This is a genomic window from Hyalangium sp. (genome assembly GCF_035629615.1).
Taxonomy (GTDB): Bacteria; Myxococcota; Myxococcia; order Myxococcales; family Myxococcaceae; genus Hyalangium.
This window is the reverse complement of the sequence record NZ_DASPHO010000652.1, coordinates 1-18,704: the sequence shown is the minus strand read 5'-3', so window position 1 is coordinate 18,704 and position 18,704 is coordinate 1. Positions and strand designations below refer to the sequence as shown.

Below are 18,704 nucleotides of genomic sequence, written 5' to 3'. Positions count from 1 at the left end.
GCGACGACACCCGGCTGGTCTCCCCAGCCGTTCTTCAGCGCCTGCTGCTGGTTGTTGAGCTTCTCGTCGGCGTGGCGGTCCTGCTCGAAGACGCGCTGGTTGACGATGCCGATCTCGTACTGGCCGAGGGCCGCCGCGCGGTTGGCCAGGCCGTACTCCTTCGCCAGATCGTCCTCGACGGCGACCTGGAAGCGCCAGGCCCACACGGCGCCCACGGCGAAGATGGCGAGCGAGATGACGCCGACCTTGACGACCTTGCCGAGGACCAGGTGGTCCTCCTCGGCCGCCACGCCGTGCGCGCCGACGATGACGCGCGACTCCTCTTCGACCTGGGTCTTCTTCATGGCTGCACGTACCTCAGCGAGTCGGCGATGTACGGATCCTTCACAGGCACCGTGTACTTGCCGCGGGCGCGGAAGAGGGCGAAGCCGATGGCCACGCCACCCACGCCTACGAAGGAGGTGACGAGCGTCCAGTGGAAGCTCGGGCCCTGCTCGTTGTAGGCCGGCCACACCAGCCAGTACAGGTCCAGCAGGTGGACGGCGAGCAGGTAGATGGCCACCACCGACAGCTTGCGCGGCTGCAGCTTGAGGTTGCGCGAGAGCAGGATGCCGAACGGAATCAGGAAGTGGAGGAAGAAGAGCGAGGCCGACAGGTTGCGCCAGCCGCCGAACATGCGGACGTGGTACCAGGGCGCCTCCTCCGGGAGGTTGGCGATCCAGATGAGGAGGAACTGGGAGAAGGCGATGTAGGCCCAGAAGGACACGAAGGCGAGCATCAGCTTGCCCAGGTTGTGGTAGTGCGCCGGCGTCACCAGGTTGCCGTACAGGTCCTTGCCCTGGGCGCTGACCGAGACGAGCGTCAGCACGCAGAAGGCCGCCAGGAAGCTGCCCGAGAAGTAATACACGCCATAGATCGTCGAGAACCACAGCGGCGTGAGGCTCATCATCCAGTCGAACGCAGCAAAAGTAATGGTGAGCGCAAGGAAGGGCAGGGCCCCCGGGGACAGGAAGCGCTGCTTGACGGTGAGCTCGAGCTGACCGCCCTCATCCTGCCGGGTGCTCCAGGAGTAGAGGCGCTGGCTGATGAACGTCCACAGCCCGAAGTAGATGACCTGGCGGACGAGGAAGAAGGGGATGTTGAGGTAGCCGTGCTGCTTGTGGCTCAGGTGGCCGAGCTCCACCTCCGTCATGTGGGAGACGAGCGACGAGCCCGGCACCCAGGGGTAGAGGTGCTCGCGGCCCAGGAAGATGCCCACGAAGAGCACCGCGAAGATGGGGACCGAGACGGCCATGGTCTCCATCGCCCGGCGGAGCACCGTCATCCACTTGGCCTTGGCCGTGTGGAAGATGGCCACCATGAGGAGGGAGGCCACGGAGATGCCCACCCAGTAGGCGAAGGCGATGAGGTAGCTGTGGGACGCCGCGCGCGCGTCGCTCACGAAGGCGCCCACCGCGGTGAGCACGAGCCCGGCGATGCCGAGGCCGAAGGCCGGCACCATCAGCCTGGGCGTGCCGCTGTAACGCTGCACTTCGGAAATCATCGGTTCTCCTGGGGAAGGGGCTGCTCGGCGCCCGCGCGGGTGCCGCGGGCGGCCTGGAGGGCGCGCACGTAGGCGACCACGGCCCAGCGCTCCTCGGTGTCCAGCTCGCCGCTGAACGAGGGCATCACTCCGTAGCCCTCGTTGATGGCGGCGTAGAAGTGGCCGACCGGCTTGGAGGACAGGTCCAGCAGGGACGGCGGCAACCGCAGGCCCATGTTCTCCGCGACGATGCTGTTGCCGTCGCCGAGCACGCCATGGCACTGCGCGCAGACGATGCCGTACTTCTTCTGCCCGAGCAGCAGCACGCGCTTGTCCACCGGCACGGGGATGGCGGACACCAGCGCGCCGTTGATGCGGCCCGTGGTCATCCCCGGGTTGCCCACCTTCGCCTCGCGCGGGATGGAGCCCTCCGGAGGCGCACGCATGGAGCGCCCATCGGCCCAGAACTCCGAGGCCTCGTAGTACTCGTACTTGGACTGCGTCTCCATCCGCTGCAAGAACTCGGACGGGATCTCGCAGCCGGCCAGGGCCAGCAGCCCGACGGCGGGGATGAGCTTCCTCATTCCTTCTCTCCCGTGACGACCGTCACCTGGGTGGCGCCCAGGGACTGAAGCTTGCCCTGTACGTCCTGCACATCCACGCCCGCCAGCTTCGGCACGCTCAGCCAGTAGCCGTGCGTGGAGGCCGAGCGGAACGCCTCGTGCTCGAAGACCGGGTGGTACGGCTGCGGCAGCCGGCTCAGGCCCAGGACGCCGAAGAACACCCCGAAGGCGGTCAGCAGCACCGCCAGCTCGAAGGTGATGGGGACCCAGGCCGGCAGGCTCAGCAGCGGACGGCCACCCACGTTGAGGGGGTAGTCGATCGTGTTCATGTACGTCTGCATGGCCAGGGCGCCGAAGGCGCCGGTGATGGCGCCGCCCAGGGCGATGAAGGGGACTTTCGAGGGCGGCAGACCCAGCGCCTCGGACCCGCCGTGCAGCGGGTACGGGGAGTAGGTGTCCATGCCCTGAAAGCCCTTCAGGCGCATCTCGTTGGTGGCCTTCACCAGCTCATCGGGCGTGGCGAACTCCGCCAGCACCCAGCTCTCGAGGACCGGAGTGTCCATGGCTCAGTGCGCTCCGTGGGTAAGGGTGCCCGCCGCGGCCTGCTCCACGCCGTGGTGGCTGCTGCCGTGGTGGGCCGCGTGCTTGAGCTCCTGCTGCAGCTCCTTCACCTCGCTGATGGCCACCGCGGGGACGAACTTGAGGAACAGCATGAAGAGCGTGCCGAACAGGCCCAGCGTGCCGACGTAGATCGTCCAGTCCACCCAGGTGGGCGTGTAGATGTCCCACGAGGAGGGCAGGAAGTCCTGGTGCAGCGAGGTGACGATGATGATGAAGCGCTCGCACCACATGCCCACGTTCACCAGGATGGCGGCCACCCACATGATGGGGATGCTGGTGCGGGCCTTCTTGAACCAGAAGATGTTCGGGGTGACGACGTTGCAGGCGATCATCAACCAGTACACGCCAGCGTACGGGCCCTGCGCGCGGTTCACGTAGAAGGTCCAGATCTCGTACTGGCTCTGCGAGTACCACGCCACGAAGTGCTCCATCATGTACCCGTAGGACACGATGAGGCCCGTGGCGAGGATGACCTTGTTCATGTTCTCCAGGTGCCGCTCGGTGATGACATCCCGCAGGCCCATGTACTTGCGGGCCGGCACCATGAGGGTGACCACCATGGCGAAGCCGGAGAACACGGCGCCGGCGACGAAGTAGGGCGGGAAGACGGTGGTGTGCCAGCCCGGCAGCACGGACACGGCGAAGTCGAAGGACACGATCGTGTGCACCGAGAGCACCAGCGGCGTGGAGATGCCCGCCAGGATCAGGTAGCCGATCTTGTAGTGGTGCCAGTGCCGCCCGGAGCCGCGCCAGCCGAGGCTGAAGATGCCGTAGAGGATGCGCTGGAGCTTCGTCTTGGAGGAGTCCCGCAGCGCCGCCAGGTCCGGGATGAGGCCGATGTACCAGAACAGCGCGGACACCGTGAGGTACGTGGAGATGGCGAACACGTCCCACACCAGCGGCGAGCGGAACTGCGGCCAGACAGCCAGCGTGCTGGGGTAGGGGATGAGCCAGAAGGCGAACCAGGGGCGGCCGGTGTGCAGCAGCGGGAAGAGGCCCGCGCACATGACGGCGAACAGCGTCATCGCCTCGGCGAAGCGGTTGATGCTGGTGCGCCACTTCTGCTGGAAGAGCAGGAGGATGGCGGAGATGAGCGTTCCGGCGTGGCCGATACCGACCCACCAGACGAAGTTGATGATGTCGAAGGCCCAGCCCACCGGCTGGTTGTTGCCCCACACGCCGATGCCCTTGGCCAGCGTGTAGCCCACGCCCAGCACCAGACCGCCCAGCGCCGTCAGCGTGACGCCGAAGAGCATGAGCCAGCCCTTGCCGGGCTTCTGCCAGACGAAGTCCAGCAGCGTGTCATTGAGGGACTTGTCGTCGTGGTGGGGAGCGACGAGGTGCCGAGGCTCGAGGGGATCGAGCGCGGCAGCGCCTGCGGCAGCGGGCTCGGCCATGGTCAGTGCTCTCCTTCAGACGCCTTGGGGGCTGCCAGGGCGGGATTCGGGTTGCGGAGCCGTACGAGGTGCACGGTGCGAGGTTGGGTGCCCAGCTCTTGCAGCAGCTTGTAGTGGCGCTCGTCGTTGTGCAGCTTCGTGACGCGCGCCTCGGGATCGTGCAGCGAGCCGAAGGTGATGGCCTGCGTCGGGCACGCCTGCTGGCAGGCGGTGTGCAGCTCGCCCTGCTTGCCCTCGCCGGCGCTCTGCTCGAAGGTGATCTTCCGGCGCTCGATGCGGGCGTTGATGCGGGTGCGCTCGATGCGCTGCACGCAGTAGGTGCACTTCTCCATGACGCCGCGGTTGCGCACCGTGACGTCCGGGTTCATCGCCATCTTCTCGGTCGGCTGCTTGCCCTGGGTGTAGTGCAGGTAGTTGAAGCGGCGGACCTTGTAGGGGCAGTTGTTGGAGCAGTACCGCGTGCCGACGCAGCGGTTGTACACCATGTCGTTGAGGCCCTCGTCCGAGTGGACGGTGGCGTTCACCGGGCAGACGTACTCGCAGGGCGCCTTCTCGCAGTGCACGCACATCACCGGCTGCATGACGATCTGCGGCTCGGAGTCCGGCGAGGCGCGGTTCTCGTAGCCGCCCTCGAAGATGCCCGCGCCGGTGAAGTACCGGTCGATGCGCAGCCACTGCATCTCACGGCTGCGGGACACCTGGTCCTTGCCCACCACCGGGATGTTGTTCTCCGCCTGGCAGGCCACCACGCACGCGGCGCAGCCGGTGCAGCGCGCCAGGTCGATGGCCATGCCCCACTTGTACTCGGCCTCGTCGTACTTGAAGGGCGGCATCAGGTTGAGCTTGTTGCCCGGTGCGTCCAGATCTCCCCGGGTGCGCGCCAGCGCGCTCTTGATGCCGTGGCCGGCCTTGGTGCGCCACTCCTCCACGGTGAAGTCCAGCGCCACCGGGCGGCCCGCCGTGCTCCAGTGCTGCTGGGTGGAGATGAGCTTGTACGTCTCTCCCGTCTTGGTGAGCGTGGCGCCACCGTCGAACCAGGGGGCGTTCATGGTGCGCAGCAGGTTGGCGTTGTAGCCCTTGCCCTGGGCCGTCGTCTCGTGGAGGCCGGTGCGGCCGTAGCCCAGCGGCAGCGTCGCCGCGCCGTCCGCGTGGCCCGGCATGATCCACACCGGCGCCTGGATCTTCCGGTTGCCGTAGGACACCTCGAGCACATCCCCGCGCTCGACCTTGAGCTCCTCGGCCGTCCTCGGGCTGATGAGCAGGGGGTTGTCCCAGACGAGCTTGGTGATGGGGTCCGGCAGCTCCTGCAGCCAGGAGCTGTTGGCGAAGCGCCCGTCGTAGATCTTGTAGTCCGGGACGAAGTTGATCTCGTACTGCCCGGTGGCCGCGGGCTTGGGCGCCTGGTACCCGTTGATGAGGGCGGTGGCGCCGTCCGTGTTGGCGGCCACATTCACCGCGGCGGCCGTGCTGCCGGGGACGATGCCCACGGAGACGAGCGACTCCCAGTGGGACTCGAAGTCCGCCACCCCGGCGGCCTGGCCGCGCCAGAAGTCGCGCAGGATCTGGTAGGCCGGGCGGAAGGGCTCGTCCAGGAAGAGCGCCAGCAGCTCGGTCTCCGGCACGCCGTTGAAGAGCGGCTGGATGAGCGGCTGGGCGATGGACACGGTGCCGTCGAAGGAGCGGCCGTCGCTCCACGACTCGAGCTGGTGCGCGGCCGGGACGAACCAGTCCACCAGGGCCGACGTCTCGTCCTCGAAGAGCGAGGTGTAGAGGACGGTGAACTTCGTGCGCTCGGGGTGCTTTGGGTCCAGCAGCTCCGCGAGCCCCGAGTCCACCGGCAGCGAGTACACTGGGTTCCAGGCGGTGATGACCAGGGTGTCGACCTTGCCGCCCTTGATGTCCGCGATGAGCTCGCGGATGCCCGCCAGGCCCGTGCTCTCCGTGGCGACGGGGAGGTAGCGCACCGTCTTGCCCACGTTGCCCAGCGCGACGTTGAGGGCGTGGGCCAGGGCGTGCACCGCGGCGGGCTGCCGCTCGCCGGCCACCACCACGCAGCGGCCCGAGGCGTTGCGGAGATCGCCGGCCACGGCCGCGATCCACTTCTCGGCGCTGCCACTCGGCGCGGCGCTCTTGGAGGCCGCGGCGGAGGCGAGCCCGGCGGCCTGGCCACCCACGGCCTGGGCCACGGCGGCGGCCACCCCGAGGATGTCCGAGGACCTGACGCGCAGGCGGTGGTCCGCCATGCCGCCGGTGATGGAGTAGCGCGTCTCCGCCACGTAGAGGCGGTTGAGCGAGCCCATCTTCGGGTCACGCCGGTGGGCGAACTGGCGCGCGTAGGCGAGGTTGGCCGGGCGGCTCTCCAGGAAGTCGGCATCCAGCGAGAGGATGACGTCCGCCTGGGAGAAGTCGTACTGCGCGGTGAGCGCTTGGCCGAACACGGCCTGGGCCGCCTCGTGGGAGGGGTCCTGGGTGAGGGTGGCGTGGCTGTAGAAGCGGGCGTTGGGCAGCTTCTGCTGGATGCGGCTGCGCAGGTGGCCCATGACTGGCGAGTTGTTCGGCTCGGTGAGGAAGCGGATGCGGGCGCCGCCGTCCCCCGTGGAGGCCTTGCCCACCAGCCCGGCGATCTCCTCCGCCAGCGTGCGCACCGAGCGCGGCGCCTTGCCCTGGCGCAGCACGCGGGCGCGCTGCGGATCGTACAGGGAGAGCAGGAACGCCTGCTCGTAGATGCCGGCCGCGCCCTGGTTCACCGGGTGCTGCGGGTTGCCCTCGACCTTGACGGGGCGCCCCTCGCGGGCGGTGATGAGCAGGCCGGAGGTGTGGCCGGCGAACGTCATCCCGGACGCGTAGTGCAGCGGGTTGCCGGGCGTCAGCTCGGGCGGCGTCTTGGTGAAGGCCACCATCCGCTCGTCCGAGGGACGGGTGGTGCAGGCGGTGGCACCGGCCAGCGCCACCGAGGCGCCGATGAGCTGCATGAACTCGCGGCGGGCGAACCCGGTGGGCGGCAGATCCGCGCCCTCGGGGAACTCGGGGCCCACGGTCTCCATGTACTCGGGCTTGCCGAGCCGCTCCTCGAGGCTGCGCCAGTACGTCTTGCCGTAGCCGCCCTCGGTGGCCACGCCGGCGCCGGCGGCGTGGTCCAGCGCCGCACCCACCTCGTCATGCTCGTGCGGGTGGGCGTGGTCATGGCCATGGCCGTGCTCTTCAGCCGCAGCGGCCTGAGCCGGCACCACTGGGAGCGCGAAGGAGGAGGGGGTGCCCGGCGACGGAGCGCTGTCGTTCTTCGTGTTCATCGGTGGCATGTGGAGCAGCTCGTGCGCGAGTGAACGTCGTATTCCTTCGCCAGCTTCTCCCCGAGGCCCTGGGCCTCCTGGGGAGCGGCGGGCGGGGTCCAGGTCATGCTGGTGATGTACTCGAGCGGCCGCAGGTGGGGCGTGGGGTTGCGGTGGCACTCCACGCACCATCCCATGGTGAGCGGCTTCTGCTGCTCGATGGCCGCCATCTCATCCACGCGGCCGTGGCAGGTGACGCAGCCGACGCCCTTGTTCACGTGGATGGCGTGGTTGAAGTAGACGAAGTCCGGCAGGTTGTGCACGCGGACCCAGGGGATGGGCTGATCGGCGAAGAATGCCTTGCGCACCTCGGTGAGGTACGGGCTCTTGTTCCAGATCTGCGCGTGGCAGGACATGCACACCGTGGTCGAGGGGATGCCCGCCGAGGGCGACTTCTCCACCGACCAGTGGCAGAACCGACAGTCGATCTTCTCGTCACGGACGTGGTGACGGTGGTCGAACTCGATCGGCTGCTCGTAGGGGCGCTGCATGTTCGTGCCGTACGGCGAGCGCACGTACGCCATCAGGCCGCCGATGCCGATGGCGGGCACGGCGAGGAGGCCAGCGGCGGAGAGCCGCGAGACCGTGTTCGTCCAGCGAGGGAAGAGTGGGCCGCTCATACCAGGACCAGGGGCAAGCAGGGGACTTCAGGGGAACGCAACAGGAAGGAAGGGGCGCCGTACCGGCGGAGGACGTCGGAGGGAGGAGAAAAAGGGGGCCTCACCTCGTCGGAGCTGTCACGGCGACGCTTGGGGCGCACGCAAGGCATGGCAATCACGATCAAAGTCGACGACCCGAATCCCGAAGAGATGCCGCGGGCGAGTCCCTCCTCCAGCTCCCGTCCCAACGCGGCGCGGGACCATCAACCATCAACTCCCTACTGTCAACCATCTTTCGTTGCGCGCCGGACCCGTCCGGTAGCGCTGATAGCACAGCGCGCGACGCGACGTGCAGCGGCGGTGCGCCAGGGGATGACGTTCTCTTCTGGCAAGCGGAAGGGGCGGTGAACCGGCGCGGATCACGGGCTCGGGGATGGCCGGAAGGGCAGGTGGGACCAGCCGGGGACCTACACCTCGACCACGGCTTCGCCCGCGATGGCGAAGATGCGCTCGCCCGCGCGCCGGGTCATGTCCACACCCCCGGTAAAGGCGCTGAAGGCCGGGAGTATGCCGACCGAGGGCCCCAGGTGGAAGCAGGGCAGGCGGAGCCGGTCCGCCCCCGAGGACAGGCGGACGACGGGGTGCAGGTGCCCGGCCCAGCTGTAGCGCCCTGTCGCGGGCTCGGGGTGGTGGGCGAAGCGGAAGGGACCCTCGTCCGTGTGGGTCTCCAGGACGTCCAGGCGCCACTCGGGGGGCAGGGTCTTCAGGTGCCGGTCATGGTTGCCGCGGACGAGCACCATCTCCACGTCATGGCCGGCCCGCCAGGTGGCGATGCGCTCCCGGACGGCCGCGGTGATGCCCCGCCGCGAGTGGATGAGGTCCCCCACGAGCAGCAGCCGCCGGGCTCCCGTGGTGCGCAGGGCCCGGGAGAGGCGCTCGAGGTCGTCTTCGAGGACACCGGTGGGCAGGGGGATGCCGTGCTGCTGGAAGCTCTCGGACTTGCCCCAGTGCAGGTCCGCCACGGCGAGCAGGCCGCGCTCGGGCCAGTAGAGGCCGCGCTCGGGGAGGAGCTCCACCTCCGTGCCGCCTAGGCGGACCTGGCATCTTCGCGTTGCCATCGCTCCTTGAGGCGCTCCACCCGCTCCAGCAGGGACTCATTGGAGAGGCTCGCGCTGATGCGCTCGACGACGAGCGGGAAGGCCAGTGGCGTGGGCCGACGGACCGGGAGGAGCTCCAGAGGGGAGTGCTCCAGGCGCTCCAGCGTGCCAGCGAGCCGATTCTGCTCGAAGTGTTGCTCCAGCACCTCGCGCCGCGCCTGGACGAGCAGGAGGTTGTCCGGGTCGTATTTCAGGAAGACGTCATAGATGAGTGAGGCGCTGGCCTGGACCTGGCGCGTGGACTTGCGCGCCCCGGGCAGCCCCGGGAGCACCAGCCCCGCCACCCGCGCGATGTCCCGGAACTGGCGCCGGGCCAGCTCGCTCAGGTTGACGCTCTCCAGGATGTCCTCCACCAGCCGCTCGCGGGTGAAGAGGGCGGGGCGGAGCGCCTCCTCGTAGGGGAAGGCGTCCGAGGTGAGGAACTCGATGCCGTAGTCGTTCACCGACAGGCTGAAGGTGGCCTTGCGCAGCCGGGTGAAGCGCAGGGCCAGCAGGGCCGCCAGCCCCTCGTGTACCAGCCGGCCCTCGAAGGGATAGAGGAAGAGGTGGTGCCCCTCGCGCGTCTCGCACGTCTCGGCCAGACAGGTGCCCGCGGCGGGGATGCGGGAGAGACGGGCCTGCGCGTCCAGCACGGGCCAGGCGGCGGCCAGCTCCTCTGCGGTGACGTCCCCGTGGCGAGCGGCGTGCAGGGTGCGGCGCACCGCCGCGGCGAGCGAGCCGGACAGCGGCAGCCGACTGCCATACCAGCGCGGCGTCTGCGAGACCTTGCCCTTGGCGGGCTTCACGTACGCCGTCATGTCCTTGAGACGGGAGAACTCCAGGCGCTTGCCCGCGAAGAGGAAGGTGTCTCCCGGGCGCATGCGGCTCACGTAGGACTCCTCCACGGAGCCGATCCGGCCTCCGCTCCAGTAGCGGAGCTGGACGGTGGCGTCCGAGGAGATGGTGCCGATGTTGAGCTTGTGCAGCCGGGCGATACGCGCGTCCGCCACGATGAAGCGGCCTTCTGGCTCCACCTCCACGACGCGGCGGAACTCGGCGTAGGCGCGCAGGGTGGGGCTGCCCTCGCGCACCAGCGCCAGCGTCCACTCGAACTCCTCGTCCGTGAGCTCCCGGTAGCTGGTGGCCTCCCGCACCTCGGCGCGCATGGCCTCGCGGGTGAATCCACCCCCCATGGCGCAGGTGACGAGGTGCTGGGCGAGCACGTCCAAGGGCTTGCGCAGCGGGAGGCGGGGCTCCACCTCGCCACGCTGGAGGGCCTCGCGGGCGGCGGCCATCTCCACCAGCTCCAGGGCGTGGGTAGGGACGAAGAGCAGGTGGCACGTCTCTCCGGGGCGGTGGCCGCTGCGCCCTGCGCGCTGGAGCGAGCGGGCAATGCCCTTGGGGCTGCCTACTTGCACCACGCGCTCCACGGGGCCGAAGTCGACGCCCAGATCCAGGGACGAGGTGCACACCACGATGCGAACGCTGCCGTCCTTCAGGCCCCGCTCCACGCGCTCGCGCTCCTCGCGATCAATGGAGCCGTGGTGCAGGGCGATCAGCCCTTCCCACTCGGGGCGGGCGAAGCGCAGGCCCTCGTACCAGCGCTCCGCCTGGGAGCGGGTGTTGGTGAAGAGCAGGGTAGAGCGGGCCGGATCGAGCCAGGCGCCCACCTTCTCCAGCATGGAGAAGCCCAGGTGGCCCGCCCAGGGGAAGCTGTCCACACTGTCCGGCAGGAGCGTCCTCACCTCGATGGGGCGCTCGAGGTCGGAGCTCAGGAGGGTAGGCGTGGCGTGGGTGCCCACCGCGGCGCGCGCGGCCATGTCCAGGTTGGCGAGCGTGGCGGACAGCGCCCAGGTGCGCACGCTCGGAGCGAAGCGGCGCAGGCGCGCGAGGGCCAGCTCCATCTGCGTGCCGCGCTTGGTGCTGAGCAGCTCGTGCCACTCGTCGACGATGATGGAGCGCAGGCCGGCGAAGAGCTCCGCGGCGCGCTCGTTGGCGAGGAGCAGGGAGAGGGACTCGGGGGTGGTGATGAGGACCTCGGGCAGCCGCTCCCGCTGTCGCTGGCGCACGGAGGAGGAGGTGTCCCCAGTGCGGCTCTCCACAAGGATGTCCGCGTCCAGTGCCTCCAGGGGGGCCCAGAGGGCCAGCTCGATGTCCCGAGAGACGGCCCGGAGCGGCGTCACATAGAGGATCTGCAGTCCCTGGCGGCCCCCCTCGGCCACATCGGCGAGCGGTCCTATATAGGCGGCGTAGGTCTTGCCGGCGCCGGTGGGGACATGGATGAGCCCGCTCTCGCCGCGTGAGTAGGCCGCCCAGGCCTCTTTCTGGAAGGAGTAGGGAGTCCATCCGCGGCCTCGAAACCACCCGCGGAGCTTCTTGAGGGCCCCCCGCTCATTGCTGGGCATGGAGCAGCTCCTGGAGGCTCGTGAGCGAGTCCGCATCTTGGGGCTTCTTGTCCAGGCGCCACCGGGCGATGCGGGGGAAGCGCAGCGCGATGCCGGACTTGTGGCGGGGCGAGGCGGCGATGCCCTCGAAGTGCAGCTCGAAGACCTGCTCGGGGTCCACCGAGCGCACCGGGCCGAACTTCTCGCGCGTATGGCCTCGGATCCACCGGTCCAGCCGGGAGATCTCCTGATCGGTGAGCCCCGAGTACGCCTTGGCCACGGGCAGCAGCTCCTGGCCGTTCCACACGGCGAAGGTGTAGTCCGTGTAGAGCGAGGAGCGGCGCCCATGTCCCGGGTGTGCGTAGAGCAGCACCGCGTCCACGGTGAACGGGTCGATCTTCCACTTCCACCAGTCTCCCCGCTTGCGGCCGTGCTGGTAGGTGGACTCGAAGCGCTTGAGCATGAAGCCCTCGACGTTGCGCTCGCGAGACTCGTGCCGCAGCTTCGCCAGCACCTCCCACGAGTCTGTCTCCACAGCGGGAGACACGGTGAAGCGAGGATTGTCCTTCAGCAGCGCCTCGAGCCGTGCCCGGCGCTCACGCAGGGGCAGGCCGCGGAGATCCTCTCCGCGCTCCTCCAGCAGGTCATAGGCGATGAACGAGGCTGGGGCCTCGGCGAGCACCTTGGGCGTCAGCTTCTGTCGGCCGATGCGCCGCTGGAGCCGGCTGAAGGGCAGGGGCCGGCCGTTCTCATAGGCGAGCACCTCTCCATCGAGAACGGTGCCGTTCGGCAGGGCCTCGGCGGCCTCGGAGATCTCGGGGAAGCGCTCGGTGATGAGCTCCTCGCCCCGACTCCACAGATACACGCCTCCCTCACGGCGGATGAGCTGGCCACGGATGCCGTCCCACTTCCACTCGATGAGCCAGTCCTTGGGCTCACCCAGCGACTCCACGGGCTGCTCCAGCGGCGAGGCCAGATAGAAGGGGTACGGCCGGGACACGTCCCCATCCGACACATCGGGGGAGATCAGTTGCTCGAAGAACGTGCGCGAGGGGGCCCACGTCCCCATCAGCCGGTGGGAGACGGTGGCCGGGGGCAGCCCCGCCACCTGCGCCACGGCGCGCACGACGAGGGTGTCCGAGACGCCCACGCGCAGCTCCCCGGTGAGCATCTTGTTGAGGAGGAACAGCTCGCGCCGGGGCAGCACCTTCCACCAGGAGAGCACCTGCTCGCGCTGCTCGGCGGGCTCCAGATCCTTCAAAGGAAGCAGGCGCTGCTCGAGCCACCAGGACAGAGGCATGTCCTCCGGAGCGGCGGGGCGCTCGTACTGGTCCAGCAGCAGGGCAATAACCTCTGCCAGGTCCCCCACGGAGGCGTATGTCTCGGCGAAGAGCCAGTCGGGGATGCCGGTCAGCTCCTGTGTCCAGGGCACCAGCACCTTCGAGGTGAGGAGCCGCTTCAGGCGCCGCCCGGTGAGGAAGTACAGGGCCCAGGCCGCATCCTGGGCAGGAGCGTCCCGGAAGTAGCGCGCCATGGCCTCCACCTTGGCGTTGGTGGAGGTGGTGGAGTCGAGCGCATCATAGAGGTCCGCGAAGCGCCGCATCTCAGTCCTCCGCCTCGCCCTCGAAGGGAGTGGAGAGAGGGGCCGCGTCCAGCCCCTTCTCGCGCAGGTAGCGCGCGAGCGGCTCGCTGTAGCCGTGGGTGGCAAGCACCCGGCAAGCCTGCGTCTCCTCCACCGTGCGCAGCAGCTCCGGCCAGTCCGCGTGGTCCGAGAGCACAAAGCCGCGATCAAAGCCCCGCCGCCGCCGATTGCCGCGCACGCGCATCCAGCCCGAGGCGAAGGCCGTGGCGGCCTCACCGAAGCGGCGCATCCACGTGGAGCCACCTGCGCTCGGAGGGGCCAGCACCAGCGCGCCCGCGAAGGAGGCACCCTTCTCCGTCTCGGAGACGAGCTGCGTGGGCACCATTCGCACGCCGGCCTCGCGGTAGCACGCCACCAAGGCGTTCACGGCACCATGGACCAGGACAGCCCGGTCCGTGAGGCGGGCCAGCTCCCCGAGGATGCGCTGCGCCTTGCCGAGCGCGTAGCAGAACAGTACCGAGGCCTTCCCTGCCTCGCGGTTGCCATCCCACCAGCGGAGGATGTCCTCGGCCACCAGGCGGGGGTCATCCCACCGATAGATGGGGAGTCCGAAGGTGGCCTCGGTGATGAGGGTGTCGCAGCGGACCACTTCAAAGGGGACGCAGGTGGGATCCGGCGTGCGCTTGTAGTCGCCGGAGACGATCCACACCTCGCCCTGGTGCTCGATGCGGATCTGCGCGCTGCCGAGCACGTGGCCCGCGGGGTGGAAGCTCACGGTGACGTCACCCACGGTGAGCCGCTCGCCGTACTCCAGCGTGCTCAGCTCCGCGTCCGGGCCCAGCCGTTTGCGCAGCAGTCCCTGGCCCGCCCGTGCCGCGAGGTAGCGCTGGCTGCCACCGCGAGCGTGGTCGCCGTGGGCGTGGGTGATGAGGGCCCGTTCCACCGGGCACCAGGGATCAATGTAGAAGCCCCCGGGCGGGCAGAAGAGGCCCTGGGGCGTCACGGAGACCAGCGGCGGTCTGTCCTGGAGCAGAGCGGCACCCAAAGCCTCTATCCATTAACGACTCCACGGGTTGGCGGCCACAGGAGGGAGCAGACAGGTCAGATTTCTCCGCAAGCCGCTCTTGGGAGATAACTCTCCCGTCATCCCCCCGAGGGACCTCCATGGCGCCCGCCCTCCTGCTTACCCTGCTCCTCGCGCAGCCAAAGGTCGTCCTCTACGCGGCGCAAGGGGATCCCAGCGAGCTGACGTCCTACGACATCTCCACCTGGGAGCCAGGGCACAAACTCTTCATCGCGGTGGACCAGGCCAGCCTGCGGATGGAGCCCGATGAAGAAGCGGCGGTGGTGACCTCACTCGCGCTGGGCACCCCGGTGACAGTGAAGCGGCGTCTGGAGGCGCGGGTGCGGCTGTTGGACCGGGTGGACCACTGGTACGAGGTCGAGGCGAAGCGAGCAGACGGCAGACCCGTGGCGGGCCTGGTGTTCGGCAACGTCCTCACTCCGCTGCGCTTCGAGGGGGACCTCGACGGAGACGGCGAGAAAGAGATCGCCACGGTGGTGATGACAGCGGACTTCCAGATCCGGGTGCGGGTGCTGGAGCCGAAGCTGCCGCCGAACCGGCGCGTGACGAACCTGGACCTGCGGCCCGCGGGCAAGGGGCCGGGGGGCTCGACCAAGGCCTCCTTCGTGAGCGCGAAGAAGGCGGGTGTGGCGCTCCTGGTGGTGGAGTCCATCCCCTTGACGGACAGCAGCAGCTTCAAGGCCTTCCTCAGCTACCGGGTGCCCGAGCGCAAGCAAGGGATGCTCGGTGCGGTGAAGGAAGCGCTCGTCCTGCATGAGCTCGTGGATCCGCCCGTCATGGTCCGGCACAAGGTCTCCTTCGACCGAAGGAAGCGGCGGCTGATCTCCGTAGAGACCAACAAGGGCCAGCTCAAGGTCGGAAAGACCGTGAAGCTCCGCCACGTGTATCAATGGAGGGACGGCGTCTATACCCGGCTTCACAAGAGGCGGTAGCGCCTGGCCGCTCTGTCGGGCTTCTCCCGCTCCCATGGATCGGAGAGGGGCCCTTTTCAGGGGAACGCCAGGTGTTGGAAACTTCGACAATGAACGCACAGGAGCGGAAGGCGGCGTACCGCCAGCGCGCGGAGAAGGGCGAGGCAGTCCCTGTCTCGGTGGAGATCCCGGCGGATCTCGACACGCCGCTGTCGGCGTACCTCAAGCTGGGTGGGGGGCCTCGGGGCTTCATCCTCGAGTCGTGCCATGGCGGCGAGCGCTTCGGGCGTTACAGCCACGTGGGCACCTCACCCACGGGGCGCGTCCGGCTGGACCGGAACGGGGCCACTCTGTGGCGTGGCGAGCGCGAGGAGCGCCGCGAGGGCAAGCCGCTGGAGGTGCTGCGCGCGCTCTGGAAGGAGCTGTCCGTGGCGGCGTTGCCGGGCGAGGCGCCCTTCCTGGGCGGGCTGGTGGGCTACCTCGGCTACAACAGCGTCTCCTGGTTCGAGCGCCACGTGCCGGATCGGCACCCGAACGATCTGTCCTTCCCGGACTCCGAGTGGCTCTTGTGCGAGGAGTTCGTCACGCACGACACGCGGACCCAGTCGCTCAAGGCCACGGTGATTGCGCGGCCCGCGCTGCATGGGAGCGTGGCGCAGGCGCTGAAGGACGCGGAAGCACGAGCAGAGGCCATGGTCGAGCGCCTGCAGAAGCCGCTGCCACCCGAGGCCTATCTGCCCGCCCCGAAGATGCGCGGCGAGCCGGAGCCGGTGGTTCACTGGGACCGGGCGGGGTACGAGGCCGCGGTGGAGCGCGTGAGGGAGTACATCCGCGCGGGTGACTGCATGCAGGTGGTGCTGGCGCGGCGCTTCGAGTCACGCGGGGCGCCGCCGCCGCTCAGCCTGTACCGGGCGCTGCGGCGAGTGAACCCCTCGCCTTACCTGTTCCTGGTGGAGCTGGGAGAGGCGCGAGCGCTGGTGGGTGCCTCGCCGGAGCTGCTCGTGCAGGTGCGAGAGGGGGATGTGGTGGTGCGGCCCATCGCGGGCACTCGCCGCCGCGGCGTCACCGAGGCCGAGGACCAGGCGCTGGAGAAGGAGCTGCTGGCGGACGAGAAGGAGCGCGCCGAGCACGTGATGCTGGTGGACCTGGGGCGCAACGATGTGGGCCGTGTGGCGGCGCCCGGCTCCGTGCGAGTCGAGGAGCTGATGGTCATCGAGCGCTACAGCCACGTGATGCACATCGTCTCGCAGGTGCGCGGGAAGCTGGGCGCTGGGTACGACGCACTGGATGCGCTGGCGAGCACGTTCCCTGCGGGCACCGTCTCTGGGGCGCCGAAGATCCGGGCGATGCAGATCATCGACGAGCTGGAGCCGATGCGGCGCGGCCCGTATGCGGGCGCGGTGGGCTACCTGTCCTTCTGCGGCACGTTGGACGTGGCCATCGCGCTGCGGACGTTCTTCGTGGATGGGGACCGGACGATGTGGACGGCGGGAGCGGGGCTGGTGGCGGACTCGGTGCCGCGGCTGGAGGCGGACGAGACGGAGGCCAAGGCCCGAGCGCTCGGCGCCGCGCTGAAGCTGGCTCGTGAGGGAGGTGGGCGATGATCCTCGTCATCGACAACTACGACTCGTTCACCTTCAACCTCGTGCAGCTGCTGTTCACGCTGGGCGCCGAGGTGAAGGTGGCGCGCAACGACGAGATCGACGCGGCGGGAGTGCAGGCCTCCGGGGCCTCGCACTTGGTGGTGTCTCCAGGGCCGTGCACTCCGTACGAGGCGGGAGTGAGCATGGCGGCCATCCGCGAGGCGCGGGTGCCGGTGTTCGGCGTGTGCCTGGGGCACCAGTCCCTTGGAGCCGTCTTCGGGGGCAAGGTGCTCCGCGCGCCCGAGCCGGTCCACGGCAAGACGTCTCCGGTGCGGCACACTGGCACGGGCCTCTTCACGGGCATGTCGCAGAGCTTCCAGGCCGGGCGCTATCACTCGCTGGTGGTAGAGGCATCGACGCTGCCGGCGGAGCTGGAGGCCACCGCCTGGACGGCGGACGGGCTCATCATGGGCTTGAAGCACCGCGAGCGCCCGGTGGTGGGCGTGCAGTTCCATCCGGAGAGTGTGCTCACCCCGGAAGGCCCCACACTGGTGAAGAACTTCCTGGAAGGCCGCTACTGAGCGCAGCCTGTCGATGGGGTATGTGGGGAAGAGGCCACGGCAGCGTGGCGTAGGAGCCGCACCGGGCATCGCACCAGCCTCTCTCCCTCACACGTGGGTTGGCCGTGTACACGGCTTGCATTGGAGCGCAGCTCCCACGCAGCGTTCGCTTGCGACTCTGCCTCCCGAGGTGAACATTGATGAATGACGGTCTCCCCCGCGTGCTGTGCGCTTGTCTCTTTCTGGCGCTGGGCGCTGCTTGTGCATCCTCTCGTGAGCCCCTTCCCTCCGCTGTGCCTCAGGACGGCGCCGGAGCACCCTCGGGGCTTGAGACGGTGGGGCAGAGTGAGTACGTCCTCAGCGACGACGTCAGCGTGCGGCGCCTTGCTCCGGGAGTGTGGGTCCACACGACTCTGGGCAGCGAGGCCTATGGGCGCTACCCCGCCAACGGGCTGGTCATCGAGGACGGTGAGGAAGCTCTCCTCGTGGATGCCGGCTGGAATCCGCAGCAGGCGGAGCGGCTGCTGACGTGGGCCCGAGAGGAGCTGCGCCGCCCGGTGCGCGCCGCCGTGGTGACGCACTTCCACAACGATCGGACGGGAGGGGCGAAGGCGCTCACCGAGCGAGGGCTCCCCGTCTACGGGCTGGAGGAGACCGCGCGCCTCGCGACAACCCGTGGGGAATTGGCTCCGTCGCATACCTTCGCGCAGGTGCAGCAGCTGGGACCGATCGAGCTCTTCTTCCCGGGCGCCGGCCACTCACAGGACAACATCGTGGTCTGGCACCGGGGCAGCGGCGTCCTGTTCGGCGGCTGCTTCGTGAAGGATGCCGCAGCGAAGAATCTGGGCAACGTGGCGGACGCGGACACCTCCGCGTGGCCGGCAAGTCTCGAGCGCACGCGGGCGCGGTTCTCCCAGGTGCGCATCGTGGTCCCCGGCCATGGCCTTCCTGGCGGGCGGGAGCTCCTGGTGCACACTCAGGAACTGCTCCGCGCGCCAGCGGCTCCTCGCTGACACGCCTACGGGCGAGGGGGCTCGGTCCGCAGGTGGGTGGTGTCGTTCCAGCTCACGATGACGGGCTGCGCTCCGTCCCAGCCGAGCACGCTGATGGATGCGGTGCTGAGCGCGAAGAGACGCCCCTGCGTAGGCGGCAAGTCCAGCCAGCGTGCCGCGAACACTCGCAGGAAATGGCCATGAGAGAAGACGAGCACGTTGCCATCGACCTGCCGCACCTCCCCGAGCACGCGGTCAGCCCGGGCGCCGACCTGCTCCGCCGTCTCGCCCCCGGGCGCTCCGTCCTTCCAGAGCGTCCAGTCGGGAGCCGTGGCGCGGATCTCCTTCGAGGTCTTTCCCTCGTAGGCGCCGTAGTCCCACTCCATCAGATCCGGATTCGGCCGGGCGATGGCGCCATGGCCGGCCAGGGCGCATGTCGTG

Annotated in this window: 16 protein-coding genes; 4 read left to right on the top strand and 12 right to left on the bottom strand. The window is 69.1% G+C overall.

All coding sequences use genetic code 11. From position 1 onward, the window contains the following. The 11 genes from VD972_RS33325 to VD972_RS33275 all read right to left on the bottom strand — a co-directional run. The coding region (locus VD972_RS33325) for a hypothetical protein (RefSeq protein WP_324992832.1) at positions 1-344 on the bottom strand (344 nt) is incomplete at its 3' end. Continuing rightward, positions 341-1,543 (bottom strand): hypothetical protein, encoded by a 1,203-nt coding sequence (locus VD972_RS33320; protein WP_324992831.1) that lies wholly within the window; start codon positions 1,541-1,543, stop codon positions 341-343. The genes VD972_RS33325 and VD972_RS33320, both read right to left, overlap by 4 nt. After that, positions 1,540-2,106 carry a cytochrome c gene (locus VD972_RS33315; RefSeq protein ID WP_324992830.1) on the bottom strand — a complete coding sequence of 189 codons (567 nt, stop codon included), beginning with the start codon at positions 2,104-2,106 and terminating at the stop codon, positions 1,540-1,542. The genes VD972_RS33320 and VD972_RS33315 overlap by 4 nt, the downstream gene beginning before the upstream one ends. Beyond that, positions 2,103-2,648 carry a DUF3341 domain-containing protein gene (locus VD972_RS33310; protein ID WP_324992829.1) on the bottom strand — a complete coding sequence of 182 codons (546 nt, stop codon included), beginning with the start codon at positions 2,646-2,648 and terminating at the stop codon, positions 2,103-2,105. The genes VD972_RS33315 and VD972_RS33310 overlap by 4 nt, the downstream gene beginning before the upstream one ends. Positions 2,649-2,651: 3 nt before the next feature. Beyond that, positions 2,652-4,103: an NrfD/PsrC family molybdoenzyme membrane anchor subunit gene (gene nrfD, locus VD972_RS33305; RefSeq protein WP_324992828.1), complete on the bottom strand. Its 1,452-nt coding sequence runs from the start codon at positions 4,101-4,103 to the stop codon at positions 2,652-2,654. A gap of 2 nt (positions 4,104-4,105) precedes the next feature. Next, positions 4,106-7,393, bottom strand: a complete 3,288-nt coding sequence (locus VD972_RS33300; RefSeq protein ID WP_324992833.1) for a TAT-variant-translocated molybdopterin oxidoreductase — start codon at positions 7,391-7,393, stop codon at positions 4,106-4,108. Then, positions 7,390-8,052, bottom strand: coding sequence for a cytochrome c3 family protein (locus VD972_RS33295; protein ID WP_324992827.1), 663 nt, complete (start codon positions 8,050-8,052; stop codon positions 7,390-7,392). The genes VD972_RS33300 and VD972_RS33295 overlap by 4 nt, the downstream gene beginning before the upstream one ends. Positions 8,053-8,498: 446 nt before the next feature. Continuing rightward, complete coding sequence (gene pdeM / locus VD972_RS33290; RefSeq protein ID WP_324992826.1) at positions 8,499-9,149, bottom strand: ligase-associated DNA damage response endonuclease PdeM; 651 nt, start codon at positions 9,147-9,149, stop codon at positions 8,499-8,501. Continuing rightward, entirely contained in the window at positions 9,119-11,572 is a 2,454-nt protein-coding gene (locus VD972_RS33285; protein WP_324992825.1) for a ligase-associated DNA damage response DEXH box helicase, read from the bottom strand. Before VD972_RS33285 ends, pdeM begins: the two co-directional genes overlap by 31 nt. Next, the gene (locus tag VD972_RS33280; RefSeq protein WP_324992824.1) at positions 11,559-13,154 is read right to left on the bottom strand and encodes an ATP-dependent DNA ligase; all 1,596 of its coding nucleotides are present in this window, start codon (positions 13,152-13,154) and stop codon (positions 11,559-11,561) included. Before VD972_RS33280 ends, VD972_RS33285 begins: the two co-directional genes overlap by 14 nt. A gap of 1 nt (position 13,155) precedes the next feature. After that, complete coding sequence (locus VD972_RS33275) at positions 13,156-14,178, bottom strand: ligase-associated DNA damage response exonuclease (protein ID WP_324992823.1); 1,023 nt, start codon at positions 14,176-14,178, stop codon at positions 13,156-13,158. 119 nt (positions 14,179-14,297) lie between these two features. Here VD972_RS33275 and VD972_RS33270 point away from each other — a divergent pair, with 119 nt between their 5' ends. The 4 genes from VD972_RS33270 (at position 14,298) to bla (ending at position 18,284) form a co-directional block, all read left to right on the top strand. Beyond that, positions 14,298-15,149 carry an SH3 domain-containing protein gene (locus VD972_RS33270; protein ID WP_324992822.1) on the top strand — a complete coding sequence of 284 codons (852 nt, stop codon included), beginning with the start codon at positions 14,298-14,300 and terminating at the stop codon, positions 15,147-15,149. Positions 15,150-15,238: 89 nt separating this feature from the next. Then, positions 15,239-16,732: an anthranilate synthase component I family protein gene (locus VD972_RS33265; RefSeq protein ID WP_324992821.1), complete on the top strand. Its 1,494-nt coding sequence runs from the start codon at positions 15,239-15,241 to the stop codon at positions 16,730-16,732. After that, positions 16,729-17,292 (top strand): aminodeoxychorismate/anthranilate synthase component II, encoded by a 564-nt coding sequence (locus VD972_RS33260; RefSeq protein WP_324992820.1) that lies wholly within the window; start codon positions 16,729-16,731, stop codon positions 17,290-17,292. Before VD972_RS33265 ends, VD972_RS33260 begins: the two co-directional genes overlap by 4 nt. 179 nt (positions 17,293-17,471) lie before the next feature. Further along, positions 17,472-18,284: a subclass B1 metallo-beta-lactamase gene (bla, locus tag VD972_RS33255; RefSeq protein ID WP_324992819.1), complete on the top strand. Its 813-nt coding sequence runs from the start codon at positions 17,472-17,474 to the stop codon at positions 18,282-18,284. 5 nt (positions 18,285-18,289) lie between these two features. Here bla and VD972_RS33250 read toward each other — a convergent pair. Then, a partial coding sequence (locus VD972_RS33250; RefSeq protein ID WP_324992818.1) for a histidine phosphatase family protein occupies positions 18,290-18,704 on the bottom strand: 415 nt, incomplete at its 5' end.

What these genes read in the sequence shown, in the direction of transcription:
- VD972_RS33320 (WP_324992831.1), bottom strand. Translation starts at nt 1,543, where the DNA reads ATGATTTCCGAAGTGCAGCGTTACAGCGGCACGCCCAGGCTGATGGTG.
- VD972_RS33315 (WP_324992830.1), bottom strand. Translation starts at nt 2,106, where the DNA reads ATGAGGAAGCTCATCCCCGCCGTCGGGCTGCTGGCCCTGGCCGGCTGC.
- VD972_RS33310 (WP_324992829.1), bottom strand. Translation starts at nt 2,648, where the DNA reads ATGGACACTCCGGTCCTCGAGAGCTGGGTGCTGGCGGAGTTCGCCACG.
- nrfD (WP_324992828.1), bottom strand. Translation starts at nt 4,103, where the DNA reads ATGGCCGAGCCCGCTGCCGCAGGCGCTGCCGCGCTCGATCCCCTCGAG.
- VD972_RS33300 (WP_324992833.1), bottom strand. Translation starts at nt 7,393, where the DNA reads ATGAACACGAAGAACGACAGCGCTCCGTCGCCGGGCACCCCCTCCTCC.
- VD972_RS33295 (WP_324992827.1), bottom strand. Translation starts at nt 8,052, where the DNA reads ATGAGCGGCCCACTCTTCCCTCGCTGGACGAACACGGTCTCGCGGCTC.
- pdeM (WP_324992826.1), bottom strand. Translation starts at nt 9,149, where the DNA reads ATGGCAACGCGAAGATGCCAGGTCCGCCTAGGCGGCACGGAGGTGGAG.
- VD972_RS33285 (WP_324992825.1), bottom strand. Translation starts at nt 11,572, where the DNA reads ATGCCCAGCAATGAGCGGGGGGCCCTCAAGAAGCTCCGCGGGTGGTTT.
- VD972_RS33280 (WP_324992824.1), bottom strand. Translation starts at nt 13,154, where the DNA reads ATGCGGCGCTTCGCGGACCTCTATGATGCGCTCGACTCCACCACCTCC.
- VD972_RS33270 (WP_324992822.1), top strand. Translation starts at nt 14,298, where the DNA reads ATGGCGCCCGCCCTCCTGCTTACCCTGCTCCTCGCGCAGCCAAAGGTC.
- VD972_RS33265 (WP_324992821.1), top strand. Translation starts at nt 15,239, where the DNA reads ATGAACGCACAGGAGCGGAAGGCGGCGTACCGCCAGCGCGCGGAGAAG.
- VD972_RS33260 (WP_324992820.1), top strand. Translation starts at nt 16,729, where the DNA reads ATGATCCTCGTCATCGACAACTACGACTCGTTCACCTTCAACCTCGTG.
- bla (WP_324992819.1), top strand. Translation starts at nt 17,472, where the DNA reads ATGAATGACGGTCTCCCCCGCGTGCTGTGCGCTTGTCTCTTTCTGGCG.